Consider the following 12,615-nt stretch of genomic DNA (forward strand, 5'->3'; position numbering starts at 1 on the left):
CGCGCGACCTTGAGTTCCGAGGGGAGCCTGCGTCAATCATGTGCGACCCCCAGATAGGCGTCGATCACGTCCTGGTTGTTGCGCACCTCGTCCGGGGTGCCATCGCCGATCTTGCGGCCGTAATCCATCACGACCACGCGGTCGCTAAGATCCATGACGACGCCCATGTCGTGTTCGATCAGCGCAATCGTCGTGCCGAATTCGTCGTTCACATCGAGGATGAAGCGGGACATGTCCTCCTTTTCCTCCACGTTCATGCCGGCCATGGGCTCGTCGAGAAGAAGCAGGGAGGGTTGTGCGGCCAGCGCGCGGGCCAGTTCCACCCGTTTTTTGAGGCCGTAGGGCAGGCGGCCCACGGGCGTCTTGCGGATCGCCTGAATCTCCAGGAAATCGATGACGCGCTCCACGACGGCGCGGTTCTCGGTCTCTTCCTTCGCGGCTTTGCCCCACCAGATCGCCTGGGACAGGATGTTGGTGTTCATGTGGCCCAGCCGCCCGCACATCACGTTGTCCAGCACCGACATGCCTTCGAACAGCGCGATGTTCTGGAACGTGCGGGCGATGCCCTGTTGCGCGACCTCATAGGGTTTCATCTGCGGGCGGGGTTTGCCGCGGTACCAGACTTCGCCCTCCTGCGGGACATAGAACCCCGAGATGACGTTGAGCATCGATGACTTGCCCGCGCCATTCGGCCCGATGATCGCGCGGATCTCGCCCTCCCGGATGTCGAAGGAGATGTCCTTGATCGCCTCGACCCCGCCGAAGCGCAGGGTGATGTTGCGCAGGTCCATGACCGTGCCGCCGATGGTACGCCCGTCGGGGGTGGTGAAGGTGTCGGTGTCTAGCATGGAGTGTTGCCTCTAAGGCTGGGCGTGCTTCCGTCGCCGCGCGTCGGCCGGGAAAGTCTTTCTATACCGGCTCGGAAAGTCCGGATCGCAGCGATGGTAGTTCGCCAAATGGAGATACCCATCCGGGGCGGTTCGATGTATGCGAAGAAGGGTGTAGGTCGCTGCGGGTCGAAGTATTTGATGGCAGCGTAGTCGGTTCCGGCTTCGTCTGAATGTTCCTCTAGGATCCAGGGGCGGCGAAGGCCGTCAGCATCGGTCGAGACAAAGTGGAAACGTTCGGTAACCAGAACCTCGCCCTCGGCGGCCTCGATACCTGATCTCTGTTCGACCGTTTCGAACGGATGAAGCTCGTAGGCGCGAAGGAAGCCGCGCCCATCCTGATTAGCCTCGATCGAGGTAATCAAGGCTGCGGGCAGACGGTAGATGTCGCAGCGTCGGAGTGCTGAGGTCCATTGCGCTTGGTATGCTCCCACGTCCCAGACTGAGAGTGTCGTGGTGAAAGCCTCGTCGAGGTCTCCCGCGAGAATGCGTCCATGTGTCTCGCCGTCGTCCGAAGCATCTAGATCAATCGAGAAGGTCACTCCGCCGCCTCCAGCGTCTTCACATCCACCGGCACGACCTCCGCGTCGCACATCTTTACCGTCGCCTTGATCTTGCCCTTGCGGCCGTCCTCGTAGGTCACGTCGGTCTCGGTGTAGACCTCCTCCGCCCCAGAATAGAGCCCTTCGATCAGGTCGGCGTATTTCTCCTCGATCAGACGGCGCTTCACCTTCTGCGTCCGCGTCATCTCCTCGTCGTCGGCGTCCAGCTGCTTGTGCAGCACCAGGAACCGGTGGACCTGGCAGCCTGCCAGCATGTCGTCCTCGGCCACCAGTCTGTTCACCGCGTTCACGTGGTCGGTGATCGTGGCCAGCACGCGGGGGTGCTGGGCCAGCTCCTGGTAGGAGGCGTAGGCGATGTTGTTGCGCTCGGCCCAGTTGCCCACCGCCGTCAGGTCGATGTTGATGAAGGCCACGCAGCGGTCGCGCCCGTTGCCGAAGACCACGGCCTCGTAGATGTCGGGGAAGAACTTCAGCTTGTTTTCCACGAACTTGGGCGCGAACAGCGCGCCGGAGGCCATTTTCCCGACGTCCTTGGCGCGGTCGATGATCCGCAAATGGCCGGTGTCTTCCTCGATGAAACCCGCGTCCCCCGTGGCGACCCAGCCCTCCGGGTCCTTCGTGGAGGCCGTGCTTTCGGGGTTCTGGTAGTACTCCACGAAGCTGCCGGGCGAGCGGTAGAACACCTCCCCGTTCTCGGCGATGCGCAGCTCCACGCCCGGCGTCGGCGTGCCCACCGTGTCGGAGCGGACTTCGTTGTCCTTTTGCTGGGTGATGAAGACCGAGGCCTCTGTCTGGCCGTAGAGCTGTTTGAGGTTGATGCCGATCGAGCGGTAGAAATCGAACAGCTCCGGCCCGATCGCCTCCCCTGCGGTATATCCGACGCGCACGCGGGACAGGCCGAGGGTGTTTTTCAGCGGTCCGAAAACCAGCAATTCGCCCAGCTTGTATTTCATCCGGTCGAAGAACCCGACGTCTTCGCCGTCGAGCAGACGCGGCCCAACCCCTTTGGCGTGCGCCATGAAGTGGTCGAACATCGCCTTCTTGGGGCGGCTCGCGTCTTCCATACGGATCATCACCGACGTCAGTTGCGTCTCGAACACGCGGGGCGGCGCGAAGTAATAGGTCGGTCCGATTTCGCGCAGATCGTGCATGATCGTGTCGGCGGATTCGGGGCAATTGACGGTGAAGCCGGTGACCATGGCCTGCCCAATGGAGAAGATGAAATCCCCCACCCAAGCCATCGGCAGATAGGCCAGAACCTCGTCCGATTGGCGCAGGTTGTCGAAGCCGGACGACGCCTTGGAGGTCGACACGATATTGTCGTGGGACAGCACGACGCCCTTGGGCTTGCCCGTGGTGCCAGAGGTGTAGAGCATGACGCAGGTGGTAGCCCCCGTCTGCTGCGCGCGGCGGCGGTCCATCTCGGCCCGGTCGGCGTTGCGACCCGCTTCGCGCAGCGTCTCCATCGACGACATGACCGAATGATCGTATTTGCGCAGGCCGCGCCCGTCCAGATAGACGATATGGCGCAATCCCTCGATCCGGGCGCGCACCTCCTCCACCTTGTCCACCTGCTCCTGATCGCCGGCGATGACGAATTTGGCGGAGCAATTGCCCAGCACATAGGCGATCTCCTCGCCCACGGCATCCTGGTACAATGGCACGGGAATGCCGCCGGCGCATTGCACGGCGACCATCGACATATAAAGCTGCGGGCGATTGCGGCCGATTACGGCGACGTGTTCGCCGATTTCCAGCCCCAGACCGATCAATCCGCGGGCCATCTCCTCGATTTCGGTGCGGGCGTCGGACCACGTCCACTCCTGCCAGATGCCGTATTCCTTTTCACGGTAGGCGGCGGCATCGCCGAAGTCGGTCGCGTTGCGGTCCAGATAGGCCGGTATCGTGTGCAGGTCGGTCATGTCAGGTTCTCCCCCGCATCCCTCCCCGGATGCGGCCCTGGCTGACCATAGCGCACAGATTCCTTCACCTGTGTTTCCCAATCCTTACGAATTGTAACAACTTGCCGGTGCCGCATCCCGTGGTAGCGTCGCGCAATGACCACCGCCCGTACCCCAACCGCGCGCCTGACGCAGGCCGGTCTCAACCTGATCGGTCAGGCGCTTTCGATCTATGACGCGGACCTTCGGCTGGCGGTCTGCAACCGGCGGTTCCAGGCGATGTTCGACCTGCCCGACGCACTGTCGCAGCCTGGCGCGCCCTTTGCCGACACCATCCGGTTCTTGCTGGAACGGGGCGAATACGGACCCGTCGACGACATCGAGGCCATGTTGGCCGACCGCATCGCGCAGGCCAGCGCGTTCGAGCCGCATTACCTGGAACGCACGCGCCCCTCGGGGCAGATCATCTCGGTCGAAGGCTCCCCGCTGCCGCAGGGCGGGTGGGTCACCGTCTATACCGACATCACGGCTGCGCGCGCGCAGGAACGGCTGCTGCGCGCGCGCTCCGAAGTGCTGTCGGAGCAATTGCTGGAGCGGCACGAGGCGCTGGGCCGTGCCAATCGCCAGCTGGCCGCCACGAACGCCGCCCTGCAGGAGGCACAGGCCGAGGCGACGGAGATGGCGACGCGCATCCAGCTGACGACCGAAATGCTGCCTGCGCATATCGCGCGCCTGGACCGGGATCGGCGCTACACGTTTTCCAACCGGCGGTTGGCGGCGGTGATGCCGGGGTCGCGGTCCGACATCATCGGGTTGCGGATGGACGAGGCGCTGTGCCCCTCGACCTATGCCACGGTCGAGCCGCATCTGACACGCGCGCTGTCCGGCGAGGCGTCGGTGTTCGAGGTGACGCACGCCCCGTCGTCGCGGCGCATCCGCATCAGTTTCACCCCCGATATCGACGGGGAGGATGTCACCGGCGTCTATGCGCTGTCGGTCGACATCACCGAAGAGGCGCAGGCCCGTGCCGCCGTCAGCCAATCCGCCGGACGGCAGGTCGCGGCGCAGTTGACCAGCGGCATGGCCCACGATTTTGCGAACCTGCTGACGATCATCCTGGGGCAGAAGGACCGGTTATCTGGGTTGGACCTGCCGTCCGACGCGGCCAAGGCCGTGGCGGCGATCGGCGTCGCGGCGACGCGGGGCGGGGCGCTGATCGACCGGATCGCGGGCCTGTCCGGGCCGCGCGACCTGTCGCCGCGCGCCACCGACTTGCGCGCCTTCCTGGCCGAAATCGTCTTGCTGGCCGAAGCGTCGCTGCCCGCCGGCATTGCGCTGACGTGGTCGGTAGAGGGTCTGGATGGCCCGGTCTTTCTGGACCCCGAGGCGCTGCGCGATGCGGCACTGAACCTGATTTTGAATGCGCGCGACGCGATCGGTGCGCAGGTCGGAGATATCGCCCTGACCGCGCGAAACGTCCGCGATACCTGGGTGGACCTGACGGTGACCGACAGCGGGCCGGGGTTCAGCGCGCAGGCGCTGGACAAGGGATTGGAGCCGTTCTTCACCGAAAAAGGAGAGGACGGGACCGGGCTGGGTCTGTCGATGGTCTACGACGTGGTGAAACTGGCCGGGGGACGCACCCGCCTGACCAATGCCGATGGGGGCGGGGCGCAGGTCACCTTGCGCCTGCCCCTGCGCCAGCCGCCGCCTGGCCCGGCCCCGACGCTGATCCTGTTGGTCGAGGATGCACCCCACATCCGCGAGGCGGTGCGCGACCGGCTGGTGACGGCGGGTCATTCGGTTTTGGAGGCAGGCTCCGTCGCGGAAGCCACCGATTTGATGGACATCGACGGCATCGGCATGGTCCTGTCGGACATCATGCTGAAATCCTCCGAAACCGGGCTGGACCTTGCGCATCGCGCCGCCGCGCGGGGGTTGCAGGTTGCGCTGATGACGTCGCTGCCGATGGACGCGCCGCTCTACCGCGATGCGGTCGTGGATTGGCCGGTCATCCGCAAGCCCTTCAGCCTGGAAAAACTCGCGGCGGCCTTGGCATGAGGAGGGTGCCCCGATGACGCCGCGCATCGCCCTTCTGGACGACGATCCGGCGATCCGCGACCTGCTGGCCAGTGCGCTGGAGGCGGCGGGGATGCAGGTCGCCACCTATGCCCGCGCCGACGCGTTCGAGGCGGCGCTGCGCAAGTCGACACCGGACGTCTGCCTGGTCGATCTGGGGTTGCCGGACCGCGACGGCCTGGCAGTCGTGTCGCGTCTGGCGCTGGAGGGCGGGGCGGCGATCATCATCATTTCCGGGCGTGGGCAGGTGCAGGACCGGATCACCGGGCTTGAACTGGGGGCGGACGATTACGTCGTCAAACCGTTCGAGCCGGCGGAGATCGTCGCGCGTGTGCGGGCCCGTCTGCGCAAGGCCCCGGCGGCCCCATCGCGCAGCACCGCGACCTTCGGGCCCTTCGTGGCCGATTTCGACCGGTTCACCCTGTCCGGTCCCCCGGATCGGGTGAAGGGGGGCGAGGTCGCTTTCAGTCAGGCCGAGGCGGAGATTCTGCGCCTGTTCCTCGACCGGCCCCGCCGCCTGTTGACGCGCGCGGAGATGCAGGAAGCGCTGGGCGGGGCCGCGCACGACAGTTTCGACCGGGCGATGGACGTCCGCATTTCCCGCCTGCGCGCGAAACTGGGGGAGGATCCGAAGAACCCGGCGTTGATCAAGACGATCTATGGTGCGGGGTATATCTTCCTGGGCGACGTCGCCTGGTCCTGACGTCAGTGTCGCGCCAGGATCTTGGCGTGCAAATCCTTGATCATCCGACTGGCCGTCGTCTCGAACAGCGGGGGGATCAGCGCGTGGATCAGGGCGGCGGCCCCGGCCGCGAAGAGCGTTCCGGCAAAGCCCAGGGCGAAGCGCATGTGACCGAAATAGCTTTCCTGAACGGAGGCCGGGTGGTCGTGAAATCCGCGGATGAACTGGGCGATCTGGGTCATTGGAAGCCTTCGATGGATGAACTTCCGCCACTTTGCCCCAGCATCGCGGCAAAATCCTCCCAAAGAGGTTGATCGCAGTACGAATTCCGGGACATCATCCCAAACATGACTGATCTTATCGACGAAACGGATCGCCGTATCCTGCGGCAGCTGCAGAAAGACACCACGCCCAGCCTCGATACGCTGGCCGAAACGGTCGGTCTGTCGCGCAATGCCTGCTGGCGGCGGATCCGGCGGTTGGAGGCGGAGGGTATGATCCGGGAGCGGGTCGCCCATCTGGACGCGGAACTGCTGGGCCTGGGGCTGTCGGTCTTCGTGATGATCCGGGTGGGAAACCACGATGCGGGCTGGCTGGCGAAGTTTCAGGCCGTCGTCGCCGCGATGCCCGAAATCCAGGGCGCACACCGCATGACCGGCGATCTGGATTATGTGCTGCGTGTGCGGGTGCGCGACGTGGCGGATTACGACCGGTTCTACAAAACCCTGATCGGCCGGGTGCAGATGGCCGACATCTCGGCCAGTTTCGTGATGGAGGATATAAAGGACACCACCGCGCTGCCGATCTGACCGAACGGGCGCAGGTCGAACCCCCGCAGGATCTTAGCCCAGAAGAAGGCTGGTCAGGTCAGCGCGCGGGCGGCGTCGGCCAGGATGCGCAGGCCGGTCACGAGGTCCGCTTCGGCCGTGTCCTCGGCAAAATCGTGGCTGACCCCGCCGATGGATGGCGCAAAGAGCATCCCGACCGGCATCAGCCGGCTGACATTCGTGGCATCGTGGAGCGCGCCGGAGGGCATGTCGCGCCATTTACCGGGTGCATGGGTCCGGGCGGCGGTGCGCAGGGCTGAGCGGATCCCGTCGTTCATGTCCACCGGGGGCAGGCAGGCCGTGTCAGATATGGTCAGCGTCAGGCCGGTATCGCGCGCGACCCGATCCAACGCATCGCGGACCGCGATTTCCATCCGGTCGAGGCGGGCTGTTTCCGCATCGCGCCACTGCACCGTGAACCGCACACGACCGGGAATCGCGGACGGCGCATTGGGATGCACCGACACGTGCCCGATCGTCCAGACCGATTGGGGTGTGGCGACATTACGCAACGCGGTTCGAATGGCATGGTCGGCATCGGACAGGCCGCGCAAGGCATCGATGCGCAGGTGCATCGGCGTGGTGCCGGCGTGGTTTTGCTGCCCGGTCAGCGTGACATCGGTCTGACGCAGGCCAACGATGGCGCTGACGACGCCTGCGACCTGACCGGCCGTATCCAGAACGGGGCCCTGTTCGATGTGATGCTCCAGATAGGCGGTGAAACGCGCCGGGTCCAGGAAATCGCCGGTGGCGGGCAGGGCGCGACGGGCGTCCCCAAAGGTCAGGCCGCCGAGATCGGTCAATTTGTCTGCCGCCGACAGCGTCAGCGCCCCGGACCAGATTTCGGAGCCGGTGGTCGCACCAAAGCGCCCTTCCTCGTCCTGGAAGCTGACCACGGAGACATCCGAATTCGTCCGCGCCACTTCGAGCGCGGCAATCACGCCGAGCGCACCGTCAAGCCAGCCGCCTTCGGGTTGGGTGTCGGTGTGACTGCCCAGCAGCAGAGGGCCGCGCAGCCCCCAGACGTTGCCGGCGGGGTCGATGACCGGGTTCAATCCCGCGTCCGCGAACCGATCTGCCAGCCAAAGGCGCGCGCGCACATCGTCGGCATCGAAGGCGCGGCGAATAACGCCCCTGTGGTCACCGCTGACGCCTCCGATCGTGCGCAGGGCGTTCAGGTCCGACAGGAAACGGGCCGGGTCAGCGTCAGGCATAGTCCTTTTCCCGATGCCATCTCAGGTAATCGGGGTGGGGGCAGTGACGCGGGTCCACGTCGTCCAGCATCAGGCGCATCTGTGGGTTCACCAATCGCTCTATTGTCGGAAGATCCACCTTGTTGTGGGAAATCAGCAGCGAATGATCATCGGCCACACGGATCAGGCCACGGTCGAACATCCAGTGGAGCGTGCCTGAAAGCGCGATGCCGTTGCGAACCACGTCCGGGCCGCCATCGCGAACCGATCGGATATGACAGGCCTGCACCTCGGCCCGGCCGCCGCCGTTGCGCAGTCGCAAGCCCGAGATGGCGCAGCGACCCTTGTACGCCCGCCGGACCATGCGGGCGAAGGCGGCGTCGCGGGCGGGGCGGGACGTGAGGATGTGGCGTCGGTCGGTGGCGAAGGCCGCTTGGTCTTCGGCCATCTGTCGCAACGGTCCCGTCCGCGGATGGGCGTCGATGTCCGCCACCTCCCGCAGACCTTCGTTCACGATGGCGGCGAAGTCGGCGTCCGAGAGGCGGCGCACAGCTGCCGTGTTGTTGCCACCGCTGCCGGTCGGCAAGTTCGACTCGTAAAGACGTCCGTCCGGACGCTTGCGTGGCACGCGCGCCTCGAAATCCAGCATTTCGCGCAGGTCTAGATCGGCATAGAAGCGGTCTTTGACATGCGGATCTGGGCGTATATCGATCACCTTTTGCACGTGGGTATAGCCAAAGGCACCGCGACGGCCTTCGTAAAATACGACCCAGTCGCCGACGACTTCCTGCATCATGCCGAGATATTGTTTGGGGAAGTTGTACCATTGCCCGTGCGCGTCGTCATAGATCGACTGCGGGTTCTGGATCAGAACCGCATGGCTCAAACCTCCTCCACCATCGCCACGCCCGGTAGCGAGCGCAGCGCGCCCTTCACCTTGGGGTTCACCGGATAGAGATCGGGCAGGCGCAGTTCCACCTCGCCAGGCAGATCGTCTCCCAACAGGCACAGGTGCATCGGGCCGCGGCCGGCCGCGCCGCCTTCGCGCGACAGCCGGTCCAGCAGGCCCTGCAGGGGTCCGACGGCCTCCGCCTCCTCGACGAAGATGCGCAGGCCGATCTGGGGGCCACGGTCCACCGCCTCGTCCATCGGCGTGACGGCGCGGGCCAGAAGCTTGAGCTGATCCGCCTCCTGCGTGGCTTCCACCTGCAGGATCACGCGGCATCCCGCCTCCAGATGTTCGCGACTGGTGTCGAGCGTATCGGAGAAGACCATCGCTTCGTAAGCTCCGGTCGGGTCGCTGGCTTGCAGGAAGGCGAAACGGTTGCCGCGCGCGGACTTGCGCTCCTGGCGGGAGGATACGATGCCGGCCATCTTGGCGACCATCGCGCCGCCGCTCGACAGTCGGGACTGCACGTCGGCAAGGGTCATGACGTCCTGCCGCTTGAGCGCGGGCATGTAGTCGTCGAGCGGATGCCCCGACAGGTAGAAGCCGATGGCCTTGAACTCCTCCCCCAGACGCTCGGCCGGCAGCCAGTCGTCGCGGAAGGGCAGGCGGGGTTCGGGCAGGTCGTCGCCAGCTTCGCCGAAGAGGCTGACCTGATTGGACGCGCGTTGGTCGTGGATCGCGGCGGAATAGCTGACCAGACCGTCCAACGCCTCGAGGACCCGCGCCCGGTTGTCGTCGATTTCGTCGAACGCCCCGGCACGGGCCAGCATTTCCAGCGGGCGCTTGCCCACGCGCTTTAGATCCACGCGGCGGGCAAAGTCGTAAAGGGTGGAAAACGGCGCATCGCCGCGCCCATCGACGACCAGCCGCATTGCTTCGACACCGACGTTCTTGAGCGCGCCGAGCCCATAGACCAGCTTGCCGTCCGCCACACCAAAACGCGCGCCCGAGCGGTTGACGCAGGGTGGTACGATCGTCAGGCCCAAGCCGCCGCGATCGGTGCTCTTGCGCACTTCCTCGGCATAGATGGCGAGCTTGTCGGTCAGATGGATGTCGGAGTTCATGATGCCGGCCATGAATTCGACCGGATGGTTCGCCTTGAGCCAGGCCGTCTGGTAGCTGACGACGGCATAGGCGGCGGCGTGGGATTTGTTGAAGCCATAGTTGGCGAATTTGTCGAGCAGGGCCCAGACCTCGTTTGCCTTGGCCTTGTCGACGCCGTTCTTGGCCGATCCTTCCAGGAAGATCGGCTTTTGCGCGTCCATTTCCGCCTGGATCTTCTTGCCCATCGCGCGGCGCAGCAGGTCGGCCCCGCCCAGCGAATAGCCAGCCATTTCCTGCGCGATCTGCATCACCTGTTCCTGGTAGACGATGATGCCCTGCGTCTCGTCCAGAATGTGGTCGATGGAGGGGTGCAGGGTGTCGCGCTTGGACAGGCCGTTCTTGACCTCGCAGAACTTCGGAATGTTCTCCATCGGGCCGGGACGGTAGAGCGCGACCAGCGCCACGATGTCCTCGATGCAGTCGGGCTTCATGCGCCGCAGCGCATCCATCATGCCTGTCGATTCCACTTGGAAGACGGCGATGGTGCGCGCGGCCGAATAAAGCTCATAGCTGGCGGCATCATCCAGCGGGATCAGGTTGATATCGTTTTCGGTGCCCGGCGTGGGATCATAGAGTTTGCGCCCGTCGGCGGTCATGTGGATGTCGCGGCCCTGGCCCCGGATCAGTTCCACCGCGTTCTGCACCTGCGTCAGAGTTTTCAGGCCAAGGAAGTCGAACTTCACCAGACCGGCCTTTTCCACCCATTTCATGTTGAACTGCGTCGCCGCCATGTCCGAGCGCGGGTCTTTATACAGCGGCACCAATCGGTCCAGCGGTCGGTCCCCGATCACGACGCCGGCGGCGTGGGTCGAGGCGTTGCGCAGCAGCCCCTCCAGCTTCTCGGCGTAGTCCAGCAGACGCTTGACGGGATTCGAGCGTCCCTCGCGCCGGTCCTGTTCGCTTTCGCGCGCGGCCTCTCTCAGACGGGGTTCATCGGTCAGGGCCTTGGTGATCGAGACGGGTTTGACGCCCTCCACCGGGATCATCTTGGACAGCTGATCGCACTGAAAATACGACATGCCCAACACGCGCCCCACGTCGCGCACGGCGGCCTTGGACAGCAGCGCACCAAAGGTGATGATCTGACCGACCTTGTCGCGGCCGTACTTCTCCTGAACGTATTGGATCACCTCTTCCCTGCGATCCATGCAGAAGTCGATATCGAAGTCGGGCATCGACACCCGCTCGGGGTTCAGGAACCGCTCGAACAGCAGGGCGTAGCGCAGCGGATCCAGGTCGGTGATGGTCAGCGCATAGGCCACCAACGACCCCGCGCCCGACCCGCGACCCGGACCGACGGGAATATCCTGATCCTTGGCCCATTTGATGAAGTCGGCAACGATCAGAAAATAGCCGGGGAAGCCCATGCCTTCGATGATGCCCAACTCATAGTCGAGGCGTTTCTCGTACTCCTCGACGGGCGCGGCGTGCGGGATCACGGCGAGGCGGGCCTTGAGCCCTTCGACGGACTGGCGGCGCAACTCCTCGATCTCGTTGTCGGCGAATTTGGGCAGGATCGGATCGCGACCATAGGATTTGAACGCGCAGCGGCGCGCGATTTCGATCGTGGACTCAAGCGCTTCGGGCAAGTCGGCAAAAAGCGTGGCCATCTCCGACTGCGATGCGAAGTGATGGCGCGGCGTGACCTGCCGGCGCGGGGCCTGCTGATCGACATAAGCGCCTTCGCCGATGCACAGGAAGGCGTCATGTGCCTCGTGCATCTTGGGGTCCGGGAAATAGACGTCGTTGGTGGCGACCAGCGGGATGTTGCGGGCATAGGCCTGCTCGACGTGGAACCGTTCCGTCGGTTCCGGCGTGCGCTGGCGTTGCAACTCGATATAGAGCCGGTCGCCGTATATCCCGTGCAATCGGCCCAGCAATCCTTCGGCCTTGGCTTCCTGTCCGTCGGACACCAATCGGCCGATGGCCCCGTCCGGCCCGCCGGTCAGACAGATCAGCCCGTCGGAGAATTCGGCCAGCTCCTCGACCGTGACCTGCGGCAGAAGGTCCGGACGTTCGAGATACAGGCAGGAATTCAGGCGCATGAGGTTGCCGTATCCCGCCTCGTCCTGGGCCAGCAGGACGATCGGCGCGGGTTTGCGGGGCTTTTCCCCCGGACCCGCCGGATCATGCATCAGATCGATCTGGCAGCCCATGATCGGCTGAATGCCCCGGCCCGCGAGCCCCGTTGCCGCCTCCAGCGCGGCGAACATGTTGTTGGTGTCCGTGACGGCCACGGCCGGCATGTCGTGGCGCGCCACCAGATCGGGCAGGCCTTTCAGCCGAACAGCCCCTTCCAGCAGGGAATATTCGGTGTGCAGGCGCAGGTGGATGAATCGTGGATTGGGCATGGCCGGATCATACGAACCCGGCCCGGCGCGGGCCAGCCCCGTCAACGCCCAAGGAACGGGCAACGTGGCGGAATCGTCC

General features: G+C 64.9%; 10 protein-coding genes. 3 read left to right on the forward strand and 7 right to left on the reverse strand.

What is annotated here, in order from left to right:
- Nucleotides 1–32: 32 nt before the first annotated feature.
- From JDO7802_RS07805 to JDO7802_RS07815, 3 genes are read right to left on the reverse strand one after another with little or no spacing between them, the layout of a single operon-like run.
- Nucleotides 33–848, reverse strand: a complete 816-nt coding sequence (locus tag JDO7802_RS07805) for an ABC transporter ATP-binding protein (RefSeq protein ID WP_055084244.1) — start codon at nucleotides 846–848, stop codon at nucleotides 33–35.
- Nucleotides 842–1,429: a hypothetical protein gene (locus tag JDO7802_RS07810; RefSeq protein ID WP_055084247.1), complete on the reverse strand. Its 588-nt coding sequence runs from the start codon at nucleotides 1,427–1,429 to the stop codon at nucleotides 842–844. Before JDO7802_RS07810 ends, JDO7802_RS07805 begins: the two co-directional genes overlap by 7 nt.
- Entirely contained in the window at nucleotides 1,426–3,372 is a 1,947-nt protein-coding gene (locus JDO7802_RS07815; protein ID WP_055084249.1) for an AMP-binding protein, read from the reverse strand. The genes JDO7802_RS07810 and JDO7802_RS07815 overlap by 4 nt, the downstream gene beginning before the upstream one ends.
- A gap of 135 nt (nucleotides 3,373–3,507) precedes the next feature.
- Between JDO7802_RS07815 and JDO7802_RS07820 the strand changes: the two genes are divergently transcribed.
- On the forward strand, nucleotides 3,508–5,412 hold the full coding sequence (locus JDO7802_RS07820) for a hybrid sensor histidine kinase/response regulator (RefSeq protein WP_055084251.1): 1,905 nt from the start codon (nucleotides 3,508–3,510) through the stop codon (nucleotides 5,410–5,412).
- 13 nt (nucleotides 5,413–5,425) lie between these two features.
- Nucleotides 5,426–6,133, forward strand: coding sequence for a response regulator transcription factor (locus JDO7802_RS07825; RefSeq protein WP_055084253.1), 708 nt, complete (start codon nucleotides 5,426–5,428; stop codon nucleotides 6,131–6,133).
- A 2-nt stretch (nucleotides 6,134–6,135) separates the two neighbouring features.
- Here JDO7802_RS07825 and JDO7802_RS07830 read toward each other — a convergent pair whose 3' ends face one another.
- On the reverse strand, nucleotides 6,136–6,354 hold the full coding sequence (locus JDO7802_RS07830) for a DUF6356 family protein (protein ID WP_055084255.1): 219 nt from the start codon (nucleotides 6,352–6,354) through the stop codon (nucleotides 6,136–6,138).
- A gap of 105 nt (nucleotides 6,355–6,459) precedes the next feature.
- Between JDO7802_RS07830 and JDO7802_RS07835 the strand changes: the two genes are divergently transcribed.
- On the forward strand, nucleotides 6,460–6,921 hold the full coding sequence (locus JDO7802_RS07835) for an Lrp/AsnC family transcriptional regulator (RefSeq protein ID WP_055084257.1): 462 nt from the start codon (nucleotides 6,460–6,462) through the stop codon (nucleotides 6,919–6,921).
- Between the two features lie 53 nt (nucleotides 6,922–6,974).
- Here JDO7802_RS07835 and JDO7802_RS07840 read toward each other — a convergent pair whose 3' ends face one another.
- Genes JDO7802_RS07840 through dnaE form a run of 3 tightly spaced genes read right to left on the reverse strand, consistent with a single transcriptional unit; the run spans nucleotide 6,975 to nucleotide 12,536 of the window.
- The gene (locus tag JDO7802_RS07840; RefSeq protein WP_055084259.1) at nucleotides 6,975–8,153 is read right to left on the reverse strand and encodes a hydantoinase/carbamoylase family amidase; all 1,179 of its coding nucleotides are present in this window, start codon (nucleotides 8,151–8,153) and stop codon (nucleotides 6,975–6,977) included.
- Complete coding sequence (locus tag JDO7802_RS07845; protein WP_055084261.1) at nucleotides 8,146–9,018, reverse strand: HNH endonuclease; 873 nt, start codon at nucleotides 9,016–9,018, stop codon at nucleotides 8,146–8,148. The genes JDO7802_RS07840 and JDO7802_RS07845 overlap by 8 nt, the downstream gene beginning before the upstream one ends.
- Nucleotides 9,015–12,536, reverse strand: a complete 3,522-nt coding sequence (dnaE, locus tag JDO7802_RS07850; protein WP_055084832.1) for a DNA polymerase III subunit alpha — start codon at nucleotides 12,534–12,536, stop codon at nucleotides 9,015–9,017. The genes JDO7802_RS07845 and dnaE overlap by 4 nt, the downstream gene beginning before the upstream one ends.
- Nucleotides 12,537–12,615 lie beyond the last annotated feature (79 nt).

Origin of the sequence: Jannaschia donghaensis, from assembly GCF_001403795.1 — a bacterium.
Classification (GTDB): domain Bacteria; phylum Pseudomonadota; class Alphaproteobacteria; order Rhodobacterales; family Rhodobacteraceae; genus Jannaschia; species Jannaschia donghaensis.

Bases quoted from the DNA above. Each gene is read 5' to 3' on its own strand.
- JDO7802_RS07805 (WP_055084244.1), bottom strand. From the start codon at position 848: ATGCTAGACACCGACACCTTCACCACCCCCGACGGGCGTACCATCGGC.
- JDO7802_RS07815 (WP_055084249.1), bottom strand. From the start codon at position 3,372: ATGACCGACCTGCACACGATACCGGCCTATCTGGACCGCAACGCGACC.
- JDO7802_RS07820 (WP_055084251.1), top strand. From the start codon at position 3,508: ATGACCACCGCCCGTACCCCAACCGCGCGCCTGACGCAGGCCGGTCTC.
- JDO7802_RS07825 (WP_055084253.1), top strand. From the start codon at position 5,426: ATGACGCCGCGCATCGCCCTTCTGGACGACGATCCGGCGATCCGCGAC.
- JDO7802_RS07830 (WP_055084255.1), bottom strand. From the start codon at position 6,354: ATGACCCAGATCGCCCAGTTCATCCGCGGATTTCACGACCACCCGGCC.
- JDO7802_RS07835 (WP_055084257.1), top strand. From the start codon at position 6,460: ATGACTGATCTTATCGACGAAACGGATCGCCGTATCCTGCGGCAGCTG.
- JDO7802_RS07840 (WP_055084259.1), bottom strand. From the start codon at position 8,153: ATGCCTGACGCTGACCCGGCCCGTTTCCTGTCGGACCTGAACGCCCTG.
- dnaE (WP_055084832.1), bottom strand. From the start codon at position 12,536: ATGCCCAATCCACGATTCATCCACCTGCGCCTGCACACCGAATATTCC.